16 protein-coding genes and 1 pseudogene are annotated in these 19,179 nt (G+C 69.0%); 7 read left to right on the top strand and 10 right to left on the bottom strand.

Annotation, left to right across the window (positions count from 1 at the left end; genetic code table 11):
- Positions 1-21 precede the first annotated feature (21 nt).
- The 6 genes and pseudogenes from H6693_07225 to H6693_07200 form a co-directional block, all read right to left on the bottom strand.
- Positions 22-1,335: a hypothetical protein gene (locus H6693_07225; GenBank protein ID MCB9515970.1), complete on the bottom strand. Its 1,314-nt coding sequence runs from the start codon at positions 1,333-1,335 to the stop codon at positions 22-24.
- A gap of 121 nt (positions 1,336-1,456) precedes the next feature.
- On the bottom strand, positions 1,457-2,242 hold the full coding sequence (locus tag H6693_07220) for an ion transporter (GenBank protein ID MCB9515969.1): 786 nt from the start codon (positions 2,240-2,242) through the stop codon (positions 1,457-1,459).
- Between the two features lie 24 nt (positions 2,243-2,266).
- The gene (locus H6693_07215; GenBank protein MCB9515968.1) at positions 2,267-3,163 is read right to left on the bottom strand and encodes a hydroxymethylglutaryl-CoA lyase; all 897 of its coding nucleotides are present in this window, start codon (positions 3,161-3,163) and stop codon (positions 2,267-2,269) included.
- A pseudogene (locus H6693_07210) lies at positions 3,150-5,173 on the bottom strand (ATP-grasp domain-containing protein). The gene H6693_07215 and the pseudogene H6693_07210 overlap by 14 nt, the downstream one beginning before the upstream one ends.
- Complete coding sequence (locus H6693_07205) at positions 5,173-5,955, bottom strand: enoyl-CoA hydratase/isomerase family protein (GenBank protein ID MCB9515967.1); 783 nt, start codon at positions 5,953-5,955, stop codon at positions 5,173-5,175. Before H6693_07205 ends, H6693_07210 begins: the two are co-directional and overlap by 1 nt.
- An 8-nt stretch (positions 5,956-5,963) precedes the next feature.
- Positions 5,964-7,574 carry a methylcrotonoyl-CoA carboxylase gene (locus H6693_07200; protein MCB9515966.1) on the bottom strand — a complete coding sequence of 537 codons (1,611 nt, stop codon included), beginning with the start codon at positions 7,572-7,574 and terminating at the stop codon, positions 5,964-5,966.
- 146 nt (positions 7,575-7,720) lie between these two features.
- On the opposite strand from H6693_07200, the gene H6693_07195 reads away from it, so the two are divergent.
- A complete protein-coding gene (locus tag H6693_07195; GenBank protein ID MCB9515965.1) occupies positions 7,721-8,332 on the top strand; it encodes a hypothetical protein in 612 nt (203 codons plus the stop codon).
- Here the strand turns inward: H6693_07195 and H6693_07190 are convergent, their stop codons facing one another.
- Positions 8,333-9,370: an NAD(P)-binding domain-containing protein gene (locus H6693_07190; GenBank protein ID MCB9515964.1), complete on the bottom strand. Its 1,038-nt coding sequence runs from the start codon at positions 9,368-9,370 to the stop codon at positions 8,333-8,335. It lies immediately after the preceding gene.
- 295 nt (positions 9,371-9,665) lie between these two features.
- Between H6693_07190 and H6693_07185 the strand changes: the two genes are divergently transcribed.
- The 5 genes from H6693_07185 to H6693_07165 all read left to right on the top strand — a co-directional run bounded on the left by H6693_07185 (position 9,666) and on the right by H6693_07165 (position 13,874).
- Entirely contained in the window at positions 9,666-10,331 is a 666-nt protein-coding gene (locus H6693_07185) for a hypothetical protein (protein MCB9515963.1), read from the top strand.
- Positions 10,328-10,993, top strand: a complete 666-nt coding sequence (locus H6693_07180) for a hypothetical protein (GenBank protein ID MCB9515962.1) — start codon at positions 10,328-10,330, stop codon at positions 10,991-10,993. Before H6693_07185 ends, H6693_07180 begins: the two co-directional genes overlap by 4 nt.
- On the top strand, positions 10,990-12,084 hold the full coding sequence (locus H6693_07175) for a bifunctional chorismate mutase/prephenate dehydrogenase (GenBank protein ID MCB9515961.1): 1,095 nt from the start codon (positions 10,990-10,992) through the stop codon (positions 12,082-12,084). Before H6693_07180 ends, H6693_07175 begins: the two co-directional genes overlap by 4 nt.
- Positions 12,085-12,187: 103 nt before the next feature.
- Positions 12,188-13,552 carry a T9SS type A sorting domain-containing protein gene (locus tag H6693_07170; protein ID MCB9515960.1) on the top strand — a complete coding sequence of 455 codons (1,365 nt, stop codon included), beginning with the start codon at positions 12,188-12,190 and terminating at the stop codon, positions 13,550-13,552.
- A 4-nt stretch (positions 13,553-13,556) separates the two neighbouring features.
- Complete coding sequence (locus H6693_07165) at positions 13,557-13,874, top strand: hypothetical protein (protein MCB9515959.1); 318 nt, start codon at positions 13,557-13,559, stop codon at positions 13,872-13,874.
- 29 nt (positions 13,875-13,903) lie between these two features.
- Here the strand turns inward: H6693_07165 and H6693_07160 are convergent, their stop codons facing one another.
- From H6693_07160 to H6693_07150, 3 genes are all read right to left on the bottom strand, one after another.
- Positions 13,904-16,546, bottom strand: coding sequence for a hypothetical protein (locus H6693_07160; protein MCB9515958.1), 2,643 nt, complete (start codon positions 16,544-16,546; stop codon positions 13,904-13,906).
- 2 nt (positions 16,547-16,548) lie between these two features.
- Positions 16,549-16,929 carry a BlaI/MecI/CopY family transcriptional regulator gene (locus H6693_07155; protein MCB9515957.1) on the bottom strand — a complete coding sequence of 127 codons (381 nt, stop codon included), beginning with the start codon at positions 16,927-16,929 and terminating at the stop codon, positions 16,549-16,551.
- Between the two features lie 139 nt (positions 16,930-17,068).
- Complete coding sequence (locus H6693_07150; protein ID MCB9515956.1) at positions 17,069-18,772, bottom strand: VCBS repeat-containing protein; 1,704 nt, start codon at positions 18,770-18,772, stop codon at positions 17,069-17,071.
- Between the two features lie 118 nt (positions 18,773-18,890).
- On the opposite strand from H6693_07150, the gene H6693_07145 reads away from it, so the two are divergent.
- On the top strand, positions 18,891-19,166 hold the full coding sequence (locus H6693_07145) for a MoaD/ThiS family protein (protein MCB9515955.1): 276 nt from the start codon (positions 18,891-18,893) through the stop codon (positions 19,164-19,166).
- The last annotated feature ends 13 nt before the right edge of the window (positions 19,167-19,179 follow it).

Below are 19,179 nucleotides of genomic sequence, written 5' to 3'. Positions count from 1 at the left end.
TTGCGTTGTCATTGGGGCGCGCTACTTCAACAGGACGAGCTTGCTTGTTTCGCTCCGGCCAAGTGCGGCGACTCGCGCGAGGTAGAGGCCGCTCGGCAGCGCGTGGCCCGCGTCGTCGCGGCCGTCCCAGATCACCTGCTGCGGGCCGGACGGACGGGCCGCGTCCGCGAGGAGCCGGCGCACCTGGCGGCCCTGGGCGTCGTGCACGGTCAGGGTCGCGCGCGCTGCCGCGGGCAGCGAGAAGCTGATCGCCGTGGCAGGGTTGAACGGGTTGGGCGCGGCACCTAGCGCCAGCGTTGCGGCCTGTGCGTCGGCCACGGCCGTCGGGCTAGCCGCCGTGGCGTAGAGGCCGTCGTACGTGGCGACGTAGATGCGGTCGTCCGTCGGCAGGACGGCGCAGTACGTGGCGGCGTAGGGCAGCCCGTCGCCGATGTCGACCCAGGTCGCGCCACCGTTTCGGGTCAGCAGCACCTCCGCGCCCCGCAGGGCCACCAGCACGTCGCCGTTGAGCGGATCCATGCAGAGATCGAGGACGTTGCCCGCAAGGATCTGCGTCCAGTGGCCGCCGCCGTCCAGCGTCTCCCAGACGCCGAGGGCCGGATCGTCGGGCTCCCAGGTGCCGCCCTGGGCCGCGTAGATGTGCTGCGCGTCGAGCGGATCCACTTCGATCTGGCCGACGAAGGACGCGCAGACCATGTCGCCGGAGATCTCGGTCCAGGTCGCCCCCGCGTCGCTGCTGCGCAGGATGCCGTCATTCACGCCGGGATAGCTCGGAATGCCGGTGCCCACGAGGACGTCGCCGCCCGGCCCCACGGTCAGCGCCATCCCGGCTTCCTCCCAGCCGAACGGATGCACCGTGGTCCAGGTCTGGCCCGCGTCCTGAGAGCGATAGATGCCGCCGGGGCTCTCGCTGTAGATCGAGCAGGCGAAGAGCGTGCTCTCGTCGCCGGGCAGGCGGCCGAGGCCCGTCACGGTGCCGAAGGTGCCCGAATGCACGATCGGACCCTGGGCGACGAGCCCCGCGTCATCCTCGATCCAGCCGTAGAAGAAGCCCCCGTAACGGCCGGTTAGCAGGAAGTCGGAGTCTGTCGGGTGTGGCAACAGGCTGTAGACGTCGTTGATTTCCTGCAGCTCACGCACCAGCCACTCCCCGGCGACGGGATCGTAGATCCGGTAGCCGCCGTTCACGCCCATCAGCAGCCGGCCGTGCGCCGGATCTGCCTTGAGGCAGTTGCTTCCCGGCGACCCGTCGTAGCCGGGAATGAGTTCCCACTCCACCGCACTTGCGCCGGTGCTCAGCAGGAGTGCGAACAGCGTCGCGATCACCTTGCGCATTCCTTCCCTCCTATTTCATGCCCCCCGGCAGGACCCGGTGGGCCCTTTTCAATGATAGCGATCGGAGCAAGGGGGACACAAGTGGTCGGTCGAGCGCCGGCCCGCCGCCAACATGACGCTGCTAGAGCTTCCGTCGGCCGCAAAGCGGGCAGACGTCGCCCTCTTCGCGCGATCGCTGCAACTCGTCGACGAACCCGGCGCCGAGGATGCCAGTCGGGAGCGCGAACATGCCGATGCCGAGGATCGCGATGATCGAGGCGAAGACCTTTCCGAGCACGGTCACGGGGTACATGTCTCCGTAGCCCACCGTAGTCAGCGTGGCGATGGACCACCACATGGTCGCCGGTATGCTCGAGAACACGTCGGGCTGATGCGGGTTCTCGCAGAAGTACAGCACACTCGCGGAGAGGACGAGCAGCAGGGCCATCAGAGCAGTGACCAGTACGAGTTCTTCCCGCTTCGAGACGAATACTCGCCGCATGAGGTCGAGCGAGGAGTAGTAGCGCCCGATCTTTGCGATGCGCAGTACCCGCAGCAGGCGCAGGACTCGCAGAGACCGCAAGTCCAGGCCGAGGAAGGGCAGATAGAAGGGCAGGACCGCAACGAGATCGATGACGAGCAACCCGCGCCGCGCGTACGCGGCACGACCACGAAACGGGTGGGAGAACCTCGGATCCTCGACGCAGGACCACAGCCTTGCAGCGTACTCGACGGTGAACACGGCGACAGAAAGGACCTCGAAGATCCTCAGAGACCCACCCACCGTAGCCTCAACGCTGCCCACGGTGCCGAGGATCGCAGCTAGCACGTTGAGGAAGATGAGCACCAGAATGAAGACGTCAAATGCGCGGCTGGCCCGGTCCCCTGGGTGGGCGACCTCGACGATCTCCCACACCCGGCGCCGCATCCTCATGGGGCCCACACGCGGGTGTTACCCATGCAGACGCCCCCACTGGCGGCTGCCGGGGCGCCGGCCGAGGCTTTCCGCCATCGCCGCCCCGGCCGCGACCAGCGCCTCAAGGTCGACGCCGGTCTCCACACCGCTGCGCTCGAGCATGTAGACGAGATCCTCGGTGGCCAGGTTGCCCGCCGCACCGGGCGCGTAGGGACAGCCGCCGAGGCCGGCGGTGGAGGCGTCGAAGGTGCTGATGCCCAGCTCCAGCCCGGCGAGCACGTTGGCCAGCGCGGTGCCGTAGGTGTCATGGAAGTGCAGGGCAAGCCGGGCGGCGGGGATGGTCTCGAGCAGGTAGGCGGTGGTGGCGGCGACGTCGCGTGGGCCCGCCGCGCCGATGGTGTCGCTGATCGCGATCTCGTCGCAGCCCATGGCGAGTAGCCGCTCGGCCAGCGGCCGCACGGCCTCCTTGGCGACCTCGCCCTCGTAGGGACAGACGAAGCAGGTGGACAGGTAGCCGCGCACCGTGAGCCCCGTGGCCAGCGCGCGCTCCACCACCGGCGCGAAGACGGCCAGGCTCTCGTCGATGCTCATGCGGATGTTGTGCCGCGTGAAGGTCTCGCTGGCCGCCGTGAAGACGGCGATGCGCTTCACCCCCGCCGCCAGCGCGCGCTCCAGCCCGCGCTGGTTGGGGACGAGCGCGGAGTAGGTCACGGGACCGGCCGACGGCAGTTCGGCGAAGACCTCGCCGGCGTCGGCGAGCTGCGGGATCACCTGGGGGTGGACGAAGCTGCTCGCCTCGATGTCGCGCAGCCCCGCTTCGCCGAGCGCGCGAATGAAGGCGACCTTGTCCGCCGTGGAGACGATGCGGCCCTCGTTCTGCAGGCCGTCGCGCGGGCCGACCTCCACGATGCGAACGCGACTAGGAAGCTGCATCGTCCTCGTCCTCCAGCTCCACCAGCACCGCCCCCAGCTCCACCAGCTCACCCGCTTCGCAGTTCACCTTGCGCACGCGGCCGGCGTGGGGCGCCGAGAGCGTGAGCTCCATCTTCATCGACTCCATGATCACCAGCGGCTCGTGGGCCGCGAAGCTCGCGCCGGGCGTGGCCAGGATCTTGAGCACGGCGCCCGGCATCGGCGCGGTGAGGGAACCGCTGCGCGCGGCGCCGGCTTCGGCGCTGGCGCGGCGGGGGCCGTCGTCGACCTTCTCCAGCACGTGGACGCGACCGTCCAGCCACACCTGCACGCGCCCGCCTTCGCGGTGGCAGAAGAAGGGATGCACCGCGGTGCCCAGGCGCAGGTAGCCCGCGCCCGTGGCGAGCAGCTCGAGCTCCACGGCCTGCGCGCGGCCGTCCACCGCGGCGAGATGGCTGGCGTCGGGCCGGCGATCCGCGCGATCGAGGGTGACGGTCACAACGTCCCCGCCGGCGACGGGTCTGAGGCGCAGCGTGGGCATCAGACGTTCCTCCAGTGCCGGCCCTGCTGCCAGGGGCTGTCGTCGCGCTCCGCGGTCGGAACGCCGCCTTCGCCCGCGCCGTTCGCCCCGGCGGTGGCGAGGGCCGCCGCGATGGCCACGGGGTCGTCCACGGCGGTCTCGGGCGTGGGCGTGAGGGGATGCTCGTCGAGGAAGTGCGTGTGCAAGTCGCCGGCCGCAAAGGCGGGGTGATCCACCACCGCGGCGAGGAACTCGATGTTGGTGCTCACGCCGAGCACCACGAAGCGCCGCAGCGCCCAGGCCATGCGGCGGCGGGCCTCTTCGCGGTCGGTGCCCCAGACCACCAGCTTGGCGAGCATCGGGTCGTAGTGCATGCTGACCTCGGAGCCGCGGCGCACGCCCGCGTCCACGCGCACGTGCGCGCCCCAGGGCGGCGAAAACTGCGCGAGCTGGCCGGTGGAGGGCAGGAAGCCGCGCGCGGGGTCCTCCGCGTAGACGCGGCACTCCATGGCGTGGCCGCGCTGCGCCAGATCCTCCTGGCGGAAGGGCAGCGCGCCGCCGGCGGCCACCTCCACCTGCGCGCGCACCAGGTCCTGGCCCACCACCAGCTCGGTGACGGGGTGTTCCACCTGCAGGCGCGTGTTGACTTCGAGGAAGTAGAACTGCCCGTCGGGCGCGAGGATGAACTCCACCGTGCCCGCGCCGCGGTAGTTCAGCGCGCGGGCGGCGGCCACGGCGGCCTCGCCCATGCGGGCGCGCAGGGCGGCGTCCAGGGCGGGCGAGGGCGTCTCCTCGACGATCTTCTGATAGCGCCGCTGGATCGAGCACTCGCGCTCGAAGAGATGCACGCAGTTCCCCTTGCCGTCGCCGAAGATCTGGAACTCCACGTGCCGTGGCCGCTCGATGTACTTCTCCACGAAGACCCGCGCGTCCCCGAAGGCCTTCTGCGCCTCGCGCGCGGCGGCCTCCATGGCGGCCTGCAGCTCGCCCGGCTCGCGCACGATGCGCATGCCCTTGCCGCCGCCGCCCGCCGCGGCCTTGAGCAGCACCGGGTAGCCGATTTCGCCGGCGGCCTTGGCGAGCGCCTCGGGGTTCGCGGTGTCGCCCGACCAGGACGGGATCGTCGGCACGCCGCTGCCCTCCAGCGTGCGCTTGGCGACGATCTTGTCGCCCATGGCCTCGATCACGTCCGGCTGCGGCCCGATGAACGTGACGCCCGCCTCGGCGCAGGCCTTGGCGAAGCGCGCGTTCTCGGAGAGGAAGCCGTAGCCCGGGTGCACCGCGTCGGCCCCGTGTTCGGCCGCGATGCGCACCAGCAGCGCCTGGTCGAGATAGGTCTCGCCCGGCGCCGCGCCCGGCAGGTGGACGGCCTCGTCGGCACGCATCACGTGCAGCGCCTTGCGGTCCGCGTCCGAGTACACCGCCAGCGAGCGGATCCCCATCTCCTGCAGCGTCTGGGAGACGCGAACCGCGATCTCGCCACGGTTGGCGATGAGCACCTTCTTGAACATCAGTCCTCGATCCAGTTCGGCGTGCGCTTGGTCAGGAAGGCCGCGAGTCCCTCCTGACCTTCGGGGCTCACGCGAATCTCGGCGATGCGCCGCAGCGTCTCCTCGCGGTGCGCGCGCGGATCGCCCGCCACCGCGTTCCACAGGGCCTTGCAGGCGGCCAGCGCACCCGGACTGTTGCGCTTCAGCTGCGCGGTGAGGTCCGCGATGGCCGCGTCCATGGCAGGCTCGACGGGGTAGATCTCGGCGATCAGACCGAGACGCCGCGCCGTCGGCGCATCGAAGCGCTCGGCGGTGAGCGCGTAGCGTCGGCTCGGCCCCGCGCCCATGCGCGCCACCAGGTAGGGGCTGATCATCGACGGCACGATGCCGAGCTTCACCTCGCTGAGGCAGAAGCTCGCGCGCTCCACCGCGAGGGCCAGGTCGCAGGCGGCGACCAGCCCCACGCCCCCGCCGAAGGCCGCGCCCTGCACGCGCGCGATCACGGGCTGGGGCGCGCCGGCGATGGCCTCGAACATGTCGGCGGCCAGGCCCGCGTCGGCGAGGTTCTCCTCGTAGGAGTAGCCGGCCATGCGCTTCATCCAGTGCATGTCGGCGCCGGCCGAAAAGCTCCGGCCCGCCGCCGCCAGCACGATGACGCGCACGCGGCGGTCGTCCGCCAGGGCGCGGAAGCTCGCGGTGAGAGCGGCCATCATGCGGTCGTCGAAGGCGTTGTGCAGCTCGGGGCGGTTCAGGGTGACGGTGGCCACCCCCGCTTCCACGCGCTGCAGGATCACGTCGGCCATGGCTCCCCCTACATCCTGAAGACGCCGTGCTCGCGCTGCGGGAAGGGTGCGTTGAGCGCCGCCGCGATGCCCAGCCCCAGCACCATGCGCGTGTCCACGGGGTCGATGACGCCGTCGTCCCAGAGCCGCGCCGTGCTGTAGTAGGCGCTGCCCTCGGTGTCGTACTTCTCGAGGATGGGCGCCTTGAAGGCCTCCGCGGCCTTCGCGTCGAGCTGCGGCTCGCCGTGGGCCGCGAGCTGGTCCTGCTTCACCGTGAGCAGCACGTTCGCCGCCTGCTCGCCGCCCATCACCGAGATGCGGGCGTTGGGCCACATCCACAGCTGCCGCGGGCCGTAGGCGCGGCCGCACATGCCGTAGTTGCCGGCGCCGTAGGAGCCGCCGATGATCACCGTGAACTTGGGCACGGCGGCGTTGGAGACCGCGGCCACCATCTTGGCGCCGTCCTTGGCGATGCCGCCGGCCTCGTACTGCCGCCCGACCATGAAGCCGGTGATGTTCTGCAGGAAGACGAGCGGCACGCCGCGCTGGCTGCAGAGCTCGATGAAGTGCGTCGCCTTGAGCGCGCTCTCAGAGAAGAGCACGCCGTTGTTGGCGACGATCCCCACGGGGTAGCCCCAGAGGTGCGCGAAGCCGGTGATCACCGTCGTACCATAGAGCGCCTTGAACTCGTGGAAGCGGCTGCCGTCCACCAGGCGCGCGATGATCTCGCGCACGTCGTAGGGCTTGCGCACGTCCTGCTGCACGATGCCGTAGATCTCACCGGGATCGAAGGCGGGCTCCTCGACCGGCAGCGTCTGCAGCGCGTGGCGATGCGGGCGGCCAAGGTGCGCGACGATGTTGCGCGTGATCGCGAGGGCGTCCTCGTCGTTCACGGCGTAGTGGTCGGTGACGCCCGACTCGCGGCAGTGGACGTCCGCGCCGCCCAGCTCCTCGGCGGTCACCTCCTCGCCCGTGGCCGCCTTCACCAGCGGCGGGCCGCCGAGGAAGATCGTCCCCTGCTCCTTGACGATCACCGTCTCGTCGCTCATGGCCGGCACGTAGGCGCCGCCCGCGGTGCAGGAGCCCATGACCACGGCGATCTGGGCCACGCCCTGCGCCGACAGCCGCGCCTGGTTGTAGAAGATGCGGCCGAAGTGCTCGCGGTCGGGGAAGACCTCGTCCTGCATGGGCAGGAAGGCGCCGCCCGAGTCCACCAGGTAGATGCAGGGCAGGCGGTTCTCGCCGGCGATCTCCTGGGCGCGCAGGTGCTTCTTCACGGTGACGGGAAAGTAGGTCCCGCCCTTCACCGTGGCGTCGTTGGCCACGATCACGCACTCGCGGCCCTGCACGCGTCCGATGCCGGTGACGATCCCCGCCCCCGGCGCCGCGTCCCCGTAGAGGCCGCCCGCGGCCAGCGCGCTGAACTCGAGAAAGGGCGTGTCGGGGTCGAGGAGCGTCTCGATGCGCCGGCGGACGAAGAGCTTGCCGCGGCTCTCGTGCCGGGCCACGGCCTTCTCGCCGCCGCCCTGCTTCACCCGCTCGAGGCGCGCGCGCAGCTCCGCGACCACGCCTTCCATGTGCTCGCGGTTGGACTTGAAGGTGGCGTCGTGCGTGTCGACCCGACTGCCGAGCTGATCCATGGACGTCTCTCCCCCACGCTGGCGGTAACTGGCGCTGGCGGCGCGAGTATGCCCGCCGCAGGGCGAGGATGCAAGCGGACGCGGGCGGCTTGATCCGGGCGCGGAAAGCCGTCACCATGCCCTCGAAACGCGACGGAGGGAGGGAGATGCGCACGCAAGCCGCAAGGCTGCTCCTCCTGCTGGCCCTGCTCGCCGGCGCCGGGCCGGCCGCGGCCGCGCAGGCAGGCTTCCTGGTCGCGCGTTCGCGGGGCTTCGACCGCTCCGCGCGGCCCTTCGGCACCCAGGCGACCTACACGGCGTCCACTGCCCAGGGCTTTCAGCTCGAGCTCTGGCCCGGACCCGAGAGGCTCGCCGAGCGGCGCGCCTTCTTTGGCGTTGCGGCCGGCATCGATCGGGTCGACGCCCGTATCGACTATCCGCCCGACTCTCCACAGTTCGACGGCAGCACGACCCGCATGGCCCGCTGGTTCGTCGCGCTCCGGGTCCGGCGCGCGCTCTGGGCTGGGGACGGCCGGGCGCTGCGCGCGGATCTTGGCGTCGGCCTGGCCAACGCCGGCTGCGACTGCACGGGTGAGCTGGACTTCGGCGATGGCCACCTGCTGGGCAGCGTCGGCCTTGCGGCGGAGACCGCCCTGTCGGGGCCGATCGGCTTGATGCTACGAGTCGAGCTGGCGGAGGCGATTCTCGACGACCGCTTCGGCTTTCCGTTCTACCCAGGCGCGAGCGTCCAGCTGGGGCTGACGGCCTGGAGTCGCTGATCAGCTCTCCGGCCGCTCCAGCGGCGCGGGCGCATCGGGCGCGGGCCGCCCCGTTAGCGCCGCGAGCACGCGGTCCACGTGCACGTGACAGTTTTCGAGGAAGATCTGGAAGCGCTGCTGCGTGCCGGCCGTGGCCGTCCCGATGACGTAGACGCCCGGCAGGCTGCTCTCCATCGTGTCGGGGTCGAGCACCGGGGCCTGCTCCTCGCCCTCGAGCGCGAGCCCGAGCTGTCGGTAGAGCGACGTGTCCGCCTCGTAGCCGGTGAGCAGGAGGACGAAGTCCGCCGCCACGGCGTAGGTCTCGCCGTCGGCGCGGCGCAGGAGCGCCCGCCCCGGCTCGATGGCCACCGGCTGGGTCGCCAGGTGACCCTCGATCTCGCCGCGTGCGATGCGCCCCTCCAGCTCGGGCAGCAGCCAGTACTTCACGGCCTTGCGGTCGAAGGCCGCCCGCCGGTAGCTCAGCGCGACCTGCGCGCCGGCGTGCCAGCAGCGCAGCGCCGCCTCCACCGCCGAGTTGCGTCCGCCCACCACCAGCAGCCGCTGTCCGAAGTAGGGGTGCGGCTCCACGAACTGGTGGCTCACGTGCAGCAGATCCTCGCCCGGGATGCCCAGCCGCCGCGGGCGGTGGGTGCCGCCGAGGGCCAGGATCACGCGGCGCGCCGGCGTCTCGCGCGGACCCGCCAGCGAATGGCTGCGCAGCAGGTAGTGCTCCCCCTCGCGCGCGATGCCGGTCACGGGCTCGTAGCTGCGGATCGCCAGCGCCTCCCGCCGCGCCACCTGACGCAGGTAGCCAAGGTACTGCTCGCGGGTGGCCTTGGACTCGTCGGTGGTGACCAGGGGCAGGCCAGCGATGGCGATGCGGTCGTTGGAGCTGTAGAAGTGCATCTCGCGGGGAAAGCCGGCGATGGTCTGGCCGATCTGGCCGGCCTCCAGGTGCACGTAGTCCACGCCCGCGCGCTTCAGCGCCACGGCCATCTCCAGGCCGATGGGCCCGGCGCCCACCAGGGCGACGTCCACGGCTGCATCGCTTGCACTCACGGTACTCTCCTCGCGCTCTCTCCCATCCAGCCCAGCGATAGCATCCCTGCTGCACGTTGGCCAGAGGCGACGACATCCGACGCGCCGCGTGTGTCCCGCTAGTCATGCTCTAGACATTGATTCCCACGAGTCGAGCCTGAAACCTTGACAATGGCCCATCGGCGAGACTCTGACAAAACACGCAGCTATAAAACCATTTACGTGGCAGTGCGATCCCTGCCCGCACCTCGACAACGCATAGTTTTGCTCTAAATATCAACTTGACAGAATCAATGTTCAAAGCTAAACTGGCGACATGAAGCCAACGCTGTACATCGCGGTCATCGGCGACCTCGTGGGCTCCCGACGGCTGGGGGACGACGCGCGCTTCGGTCTGCAGGACCGGATGCAGAAACGCTTCAGCGCCCTCCGGACAGCCGGATCACCGGGCATCGCCGCCCGGCCACTCATCACCATCGGCGACGAGTTCCAGGGGCTATTCGCAAACGAGGCGGCTGGCTACAGCGCGCTCCTGACCCTGATGCGCGATCTCGTGGAGCTGTCCCGCCCGGTCGCCGTGCGCTTCGGCCTGGGGCTTGGCACTCTCAGCACGGCCATGCGGCCCGACGCGCTCGGCATGGACGGCCCCTGCTTCCACAACGCACGGGCAGCGCTGGAGGACACGCGCAAGCGCGACTTGCTCTGCCAGCTCAGAACGCCGGGCGGCGAGGCGCGCCTCTGGAGCACCCTCGCGTCTTTCGCACTTCGGCAGCGCGAACGCTGGTCGTCGGCCCAGTGCGAAGCCATCCTCCTCTTCGAGACGGGACTGAACTGGAAACAGGTGGCGTCGGAGCTCGGGATCAGCCGCAGCGCGGTGAGTCTGCGGCAGAAGGCTGCGGGCTATGCGCTGTTCAGCGAGGCCTGGGAGATCCTCGAGCGGGAGCTGGGCAACGTGAACCGTGGTGACAGGAGCGAGGCGTGAGCGCCTGGCCACTGCTGACGGCCGTGCTGCTCGGCGTCAACCTGGGCCGTCTGGGCCGGCGCGGGATGTGGATAGGGCTTTGCGTTCTCGTCGCGACGGCACTGGCTCTGAGCTGGGTCGCGCGGGGCCAGGACTATCCCACGCTGATCGTGGCCCTCATCGCTGCGGCCACCACGATCACGATCTGGGCCTGCGTGCGCCGCGAGACCGCCTGGCACCTCGTCGCACTGGGCGCTCTCGCTGCGGCGGGCGCGCTGCTGTGCGCCCTGCTGGATGTGCCCGAGCCGGCCGCGTCCCGGGGCTGGACCTGGGCCGTCGCCGCCCTGCTCCTCGCCGATCCAAGTACGCGTCTCCTCCGCTGGGGCCTGGAGGCTCTGGGCAAACCCTACGGAGAACTCGCCGCGCACAGCGGCAGGGGCGAGGCCATCGGGGTCGTCGAGCGCTGGATACTTCTCATCGTGCTCGCCAGGAGCAACTACGCGGCCATGGCCTTCCTCATGGCCGCCAAAGCGCTGGCGCGGCACAAGCGATTCGAAGAGGACTCCGAGTTCGCCGAGTACTTCTTGCTGGGTACGCTGGCCAGCGTCCTGCTGGCCATGCTCGTCGCCGAAGCGCTCGTTCTCCTCGGTGCCTCGCTTCCTCTGGGGATGACCACGAGATGACGGACCCCCGCCTGGACGCCCTGCGCGCCGAGATCGCCCGCTGCGACGAGGAGGTCCTCGCCGCCGTGGCCCGCCGCCTCGACGCCGCCGCCGAGCTCGGCCGCATCAAGAGCGCCCGCGGCCTGCCCGTGCGCAACTTTCCCGTGGAGGCGCAGGTGCTCGAGCGCCTGCGCGCGGGCTGCGCGGCCCGCGGGGTGGACCCCGAGCTGGGCGACGCCCTGGCCGGCCTGCTCATCGACCACGCGGTCAAGCTGCAGTCGGGCCTGGTGGATCGCCCCGCCGGCGGCGAGCAGGGCGAGGCCGTGGTGGTGGGCGGTCGCGGCAAGATGGGCCGCTGGCTCTGCGCCTACCTGCGCGCCGGCGGTCACCGGGTGCGCGTGCTCGACCCGGCGTCCGGCCCCGCCGACGACGATCTCGAGGCCATCGCCTCCCTCGACGAGGCGGCGGGCGCCGGGCTGCTCGTCCTCGCCACGCCGATCAGCAGCATTCCCGGCCTTCTCGAGCAGCTCGACCCCGCCCTTCACACGGGACTGGTGCTGGACATCGCGTCGCTCAAGTCGCCGCTGGTGGAGCCGCTTCGCAACGCGGCCACCCGCGGCCTGCGCGTGGCGAGTCTCCACCCCATGTTCGGGCCGGACGTGGCGCATCTCATCGGCCGCAACGTGCTGTTCTGCGACTGTGGCGCCCCCGGCGCGCTGGCCGAGGCGAAGCAGCTCTTCGTGGGCGTGGGCGCGCAGCTCGTGGACGTCCCTCTCGACGAGCACGACCGCCACATGGGCTACGTGCTCGGTCTCGCGCACCTGGTGAACATCCTCTACGGTCGCGTACTCGGCGCCAGCGGGCTGGACTACCGCCGGCTCGGCGAGGTGGCCTCCACCACCTTCGGCAAGCAGAATGCCACGGCGCGGGACGTCCTCCGCGAGAACCCCGATCTCTATTTTGAGATCCAGCAGCTCAACGCCACCACGCCGGCGCTGGCGGGACAGCTGCATGCCGCGCTCGACGAGATCCTCGGCGCCGTGGCCGCGGGCGATCGCGAGACCTTCCGCCGCATCATGGACGACGGGCGCAACTATTTCCTCGGCGGCTGAGCGGGAGTTCGACAGCCTGCCGCAAGCAGGCTATACTCGCAGCGCACGCCGACGCCCTTGCCTGCCCAGCCCCCCGGCGCCGGCCAGCCTCGGGGAGGATCCCATGCGCGCTCTGCCCGCGCTCTGCCTGATCCTGGCGTTGCCGATCAGCGCCGCCGCCGCCACGATTCACGTTCCCGCCGACCAACCCACCATCGCCGCCGGACTCGCCGCCGCGCTGCCGGGCGACAGCGTCGAAGTCGCCTGCGGCGAGTACTACGAGCACGATCTCGTGATGCCCTCGGGGGTCACCCTCGGCGCCCCGGGCTCCGGCGTCGGCTGCGTCACGATCTTCGCCCAGGGTCAGGGGCGCTTCCTGTCGGGATCGGGGCTCGCCCCCGGCACCCGTGTGGAGAACATGTTCGTCGTCGATGCCCACTCGGGTGCGCAGCCCGGCGGGGCCATGGACTTCGCGGACAGCAGCGTGGAGATCCGCGACTGCTGGATCTGGGGCGGCGTCTCGGACACCGTTGGCGGTGGCATCGCGCTCGACAACTGCGACGCGCTGCTCGAGAACGTGCTCTTCACCATCTGCCAGGCGGAGGGCAGCGGCGGCGCGCTTCGAGCCGACGGCGGCACGCTGACCCTGCGCGACTGCGCCTTCGAGTGGAACGCCGCCCTCGACGGCGGAGGGCTCGCCCTCTCGAACTGCGACCCGCTGATCGAGGACTGCACCTTCGTCTTCAACGACGCCCAGTTCTGGGGAGGCGCGGTGATGCTGAACGGCAACGCGTCCCCGACGCTCCGCCGCTGCACGCTCGCCGCCAACGACGCCTACGAGGGGGGCGGCCTCTGGGGCTGCTACGGCTCTTCGGCGCTGCTGGAGCAGTGCGTCGTCGCGCTCGGCGAGGGCACCGGCCTGCACAGCTACCCCGATCTCAATCATCCGACCACGATCACGGTGTCCTGCTCGAACATCTACGGCTATTCGAGCGGCAACTACGGCGGCGATCTGGACGACCAGACCGGCGTGAACGGGAACATCTCCGGGAACCCGCTCTTCTGCGACCTCTATGCCTACGATCTTCCCAATGTCGGCCTCGCCGAGGACTCCCCCTGCCTGCCCGAGAACAACGACTGCGGTCTGCTGATGGGCGCGCACGGCCTGGGCTGCGAAGCCCCGACCGCGGTGGGCGACGCCCCCGCCCCGGCGGCCGCGCTGCTGCCCAACCGGCCCAACCCGTTCAACCCCGCGACCGCGATCGTCTTCAGCCTCGCCCGGCCGGCCGCCGTGACGCTGACGATCCACGATCTCGCCGGGCGGCGACTCATCATCTTGCTGGCCAACGTGCAGCGTCCCGCGGGAGAGCAGAGCGTGCGCTGGGACGGCCGCGACGCCACGGGCCGCAGCCTGCCCAGCGGCGTCTACCTGGCGCGTCTGGCTTTCCCCGAGGGAACAGCGAGCCGCAAGCTGACGCTGCTGAAATAGGGCCATGGCCGAGCGATTCGTCAGCGAGGCCATCACGCCCGACGCGGGCACCTTCACGCCGGAGGCCATGGCTGGCGGCGAGCCGTCGCTGCCGACGCGCTGGCGCTGGCGCGGCCGGGACTTCGAGGTGGCCGAGGAACTGGAGCGCTGGAAGGACCTCACTCCGACCAGCTTCGAAGCCGAGCGCTACCTGCGGCGGCACTGGTTTCGCGTGCGGACCGTCTGCGGCGCGACGGCGGTGCTCTACTTCCAGCGCCGCCGCCGCGACGTCCGCGGCGGCAAGCGCTGGTTCCTCTACACGCTGGACGAGCGGGATCGCTGACGGCTGAGTCCAGCCGGCACACGTACAGGCTAGTAGAGCGACTTCACTCTGCTCCAACTGGTCGATTCGACTCCGGTTGCGCAGGACCCCCCAGAGCCGATAGCCACGCCACAGTCGTTGTTTCCGGGGATCGCAGGGGACTGCGGCATCACCAGGTACGCCCAGCCTTCGAGCGAGCAGAACAGCGGATCGACGTTCAAGGGATCTCCGGGGAAGTCCGGACCATTGGTCTGAATGGCCGCATGGACGATGTTGCAGCTCCCGGTCAAGATGCCCGAGTGCCACTCGACCGCGCGACCTAGTGGCATATCAAGGATGCACTGGTTAACCTCGAACGCACCTCCCCACATTTTGATCAAGCCGTGGTCCGCGTCAGTCCGCTCACCCTTCACCGTGCACTTCGTGAGTGCGACGGTTGTGCCGGCTGTCGCTTCACGCGTAATCGCTGCCACCGCAACATCGGTCAAGAACGTCGACTCCGACACGTTCACCAACGAGCCATCACGCCATGCAGCGATTGCGTTGAGGTTGTTCTGAAGAAGACAGTGTTGGACATCGGCAATCCCTTCGTCGACTGTGAGGGCGGCCGGGTAGTAATACTCGCCTGGCGCGCTGTTCCAGCAGTTGCCAAGCGTCAAGTCAGACAGCTGAACGTGTCCGCCATCCGTCACCAGAATGGCATAGTCGTCGACTTCATCGCGTGCATTCAACGCCGTTTGCTCAACCCCAACGCCCCGTAGGCTGAGAGTCCGCCCCGCGAAGACAGCGGGCCCTTCGTGCTCTCCCGCCAAGAGCACAATCTCGGCCCCGTCAGGAGCGGCATCGATTACTGGCTGGAGTGGGGTGCCGGGCTCGACTTCTATGATGTTCCCAAGGCAGGTATCCCACTCCGCACCGTAGATCGCCCCATCGTGACCATTGCCGCTGACATCATGCAGGACGGATCCCGCGCCCTCCCGAAAGTCCCAGTGGGCGACCGTGTGCGCGTCACTCGTCCAGGGACTGGCGGCATTGTAGGCGGAGGTGTATCGCGCGGAATCTGAGATTCTCACCGCCCGAATCCACCCATTGAAGTTGTGGCTCGGCTCCCCGATCTCCCAGCCAATCCACAACTCGCGATCCGTCTGTCCGATATTGAGTACACCTGTTCCGCTCCCAACCACTTGGCCGTCGACGAACATCCACCAAGAGGCAGTATCGCGGTCGTAGGAGAACGCGATCACCTGCCAACCTTCGCAGTGCTCCGAATCCGCCCCAATTGCACCTGGTGAACTCGACGCTACATAGCCGTTCGTGCCGTCCCACACTGAAAAGCGAACCTCACCCACGGGGTTGGGCGGTCCGAGTATGGTCATTGACCACTCACCACCCTGAGCGTGGGATAGGTGCTTGGAGATCAGGAGACGGTTCTGACCCTGCTGACTGAGATTTGCGACCTTCACGCGGGCTTCGATTGTGAAGTCTCCTGCGAAGTCAAACTCATCGCTGTCAGGAACTACGACATGCGAGCCACCACCATTGAAGACGAGGTCCGGTGTGCCATTCAACCTATCACCCACAGCTGCTCGTGCAGCGATGACTGGATCCACACCACCCAGAATCCGGATCGTAGATAGCGGGGCCGTCAGGACTAGGAGCGCAAGAAAGCAGGATGCCGCGAAGAGCTTCGAACTTGGTCGGCGGTTCTGTCCTTCGGCGAGCGTCCTCAGGAGCCGCGCCTTCAGGTTAGACGCATGCGCCATCCCCACGGGCATGATGCTTTTGTGACTCGGTGTTCCCAGCTTCATTGCTACCTCCATTAGGCAGTCAGCGTATGTTGAGGACTTGACTCCGGAGTTCAGCACATGGTCATCACAGGCCACTTCGCGCTCGAAGAGGAGCTGCCGAAATGCGATCCATACGAGTGGATTGAACCAGTAGAGGGCACAACTCCAGATCGCCAGGAAGTGCACCCAGTTGTCCAGGCGGCGGATGTGCCAGAGCTCATGCCGAAGAATCGCTTCGAGCTTGGCAGATGGCCATGTGGTGGATTCCGTTGGAAGGATCACGCAGGGATGCCTTAATCCCCAGGCCATCGCCACACCCGCCAATTCGCTCCGCAGAAGGACTATCGGTCTGCGAAACCCCAGCTCTGCAGACAACTCAACTGCCAGAGCTCGAGCAGACAGCGGCTCCGCGTTCTGGTCCTCCGGTGTCTCGTCTTCCCAGACCGTTGCCATCGCCGCCACCACGCCGATCCCCAGCCACCGGACCAACTGGACAGCAAGAACGACCACGAGTCCCAGCAGCCAGGTACCAAACGCCAACCAGGTGATGATTGACGGCGATAGGAATCGCCGATGTGCCTTGATAGCCGCCGTCGGCACGGGGCGGTGAGCATCCGAGCTTGATAGCCTGGGCAGATCCACCTGCGGCTCTGCCGGTACACTAGCTTCGGGCCGTGACGGCGCTTCGACTTCCTTCCTGAAATCAGGCAACCGCACCTCAAGACTAGGCAGGCAGAAGGACGCCGCGGGGAGAACCGCAAGGACGAGAAAGCCCCCGAGGAGGACCTGGTGCCGCTGCGCAGCTGATGCCCGCCGCATCACTGCAGGCGTCGCGGCGAGCATCAGGAGCAGGCCGGTACTCCCCACAACAAGTCCCAGGATGTATTGAAGCAAGCTCCCGTCCATGGCTACCGCCCTCTCCTGCGAGCTTCCTCGATTCGTGCCTGAATCTCGTCGATCTCCTGGGGATTCAGGTCCGAGTCGGCTACGTCAAGCAGGGTCGAAACTGCCTTGCTTGCGGAGTCTCGGAAGAATGTCTTCAGGACATGGCGCATCGCCTGTCTTTCCGCGTCTTCCGCACTGATGCGAGGCCGGTAGACGTGACTTCGCCCCACGCGCTTGTGGCTAAGATGCCCCTTGTGCTCGAGAATCCGGATCAGCTTACGGACCGAATCTTCGCTCACTGGCTCCGGCAGGTTGTCTCGAATCTCTGCAGCGGTCGCATGGCCGAGCATGAAGCAAACATCCATGATCTGACGCTCGCGTCGACTTAGTCCGATCATCTTCAAGCACCTGCCTTCAGGACAGTTAAGCGCCCACCTGCTAACTGGGAAAATTTTACCATGCGGAAAAGTGATGTGCAAGGCAAAAGTGGGAAATAATTCCCACCAAATGACTCGGAAATGTGCTGTGGAGAGACGAGCCCGACTAGAGCAGGATCAGCTTCACGCTCGCCTGGCGCCCGTCGGCTACGAAGCGCGCGAAGTAGACGCCCGCCGCAACGCGGCGGCCGCCGCCGTCCTTCGCGTCCCACTCCCAGCTGCGCAGGCCGCCGGCCAGCGCGCCCGCGTGGAGCTGCCGCACGCGCCGTCCCTGCAGATCGTAGACGTCCAGCGCCGCCGCGGACGCTCCCTCGCCGCGGTAGCGGAAGACCGTCCGCAGACGCAGCGGGTTGGGCAGCGCCGTGAGGCTGAAGCCGAGCGGCGTGTCCTCGGGCGCGGCCACGAGCGTGCCCGTGTTGAGGAAGACGTAGTTGCCCTTCGTGCTGTCCCAGTTGGTGCAGCCGAGGTCGAGATCCTGCGAGTAGCGGAAGCTCACGGCGATCGCGGCGCCGGGCGCCGGCGGCGAGGCCAGCGCCACCCAGCCGCCGCCGCGGTGCTGCACGAACTGTGACGGGGCCAGCGGCGTGCCGTCGACGGTGACCTGCAGCACGTCGCGGATGGGCGCGGCGGCGAGCTGCACGATCGTGCGCGCGCCGTCGCCGGTGGCCAGGGTAAGGCCGTCGCTGCGCAGGCCGTCGTTGTCGACGTCGCCCCAGAACAGGTTCTCGATCACGCTGCTCGTGCTGCTCGTCCACACGGGGTTCGCGCTCAGCCCGCCGCCGCCGTTCTCGTAGAGCGTCACTGCGCCCCACCAGCGGCCGGTGGAGAGATCGGGGTCGCCGTCGAGGTCGAGGTCGACCCAGCTCACGTTCGAGCCGTAGCCGCCGGTGGCGCTGGTCCAGGCGGGCGTGCCCGCCAGCGTGCCCAGCGCGTTGGCGTAGACCTTGAAGCGGCCGGCCCCGCCGAGCTGGTTGTTGTCGGCCACGGCGAGATCGAGGTAGCCGTCGCCATCCCAGTCGCCGGGGGCGCAGGTGTTGCCGTAGCTCGCGCCGTCGGCGCTGGTCCAGTCGGCCGTGGTCGACAGTCCACCGCCCTCGGTCTGGTGATTCAGGTAGACGCGATTCGGGCTGATCTCGCCGCTGTAGATCAGGTCGAGATCGCCGTCGAGATCGATGTCCGCCCAGGTGACGTCCAGCGCGTAGCCCACGTCGTCGCTCTGCCAGTCGGGCGTCGCCGAGAAGGTGCCGCCGTTGTTCAGGAACACGCGCTGCCGCTCGGGGTGCTGGTCGTAGGACTCGCCGCTGGTGCAGGCGAGGTCGAGGTCGCCGTCGCCGTCCACGTCGCCGAGCGCCACGCTGAAGCAGTAGAAGCTGCCGGCGGGCTCCCAGACGGGATCGCTGGAAAAGAAGCCCGAGCCGGGCGCGCCGTAGTAGAGCTTCGCGCCGCCGGGGTTGCCGAAGCCCGCCGGCCCAAGGTAGACGCCCACCACCACGTCCGTGAAGCCGTCGCCGTTGACGTCGCCGAGGTCGAGGTGGCCGTGGTAGTCCACGTCGCTGCTGGACCAGCTGGGCGTAGGTGGAAGGCCGCCGAAGCCGTCGTTCCGGTAGACCACCACCGACTGCCGCGAGATGTCGTTGCCGTTGGCGGCGACGAAGTCGAGGTAGCCGTCGCCGTCGAGGTCGGCCCAGCCGCCGCCGGTGGCGACGTGACCCGAGGGAGTGCTGGTCCAGGCCGGCGTCTGCTCCAGGGGCATGACGGCGGCCGCGGCCAGGGGAATGGCGAGCAGGATGACGGCGAGCAGTGCGCGCATGGGAACCTCCGTGGCGGCGGCGTGCGGATTTCCAGGTCCATTATACCCGAGGCCACGGGCCTTTGACAGCGACAAGCGCCCCCGCTAGACTTCGCGCACCCCCTCAGCGGACGTCGCCATGGCCGAGCTTCACTTCACCAGCCACCTGAAGCGCTTCTTCCCGGCGCTCGAGAACGGTCTCGTCCTCGAGGCCGCGAGCGTGGCGTCGCTGCTCGTCGCGCTCGACGCGCGGCATCCCGGTCTGCGCGGCTATCTGGTGGACGATCAGGGGGCACTCCGGCAGCACGTGAACATCTTCGTGGGCGCGCGTCCGGTCAGCGATCGCGCCGCGCTCACGGACCCCCTCGCGCCCGGGGACCGGGTGCACATCCTCCAGGCCCTCTCCGGGGGCTAGCCCGCCAACGTCC

Source organism: Candidatus Latescibacterota bacterium (assembly GCA_020633725.1).
Classification (GTDB): domain Bacteria; phylum Krumholzibacteriota; class Krumholzibacteriia; order JACNKJ01; family JACNKJ01; genus VGXI01.
The sequence above is the reverse complement of the archived record's forward strand: the minus strand, read 5'-3'. Positions and strand labels throughout refer to the sequence as shown.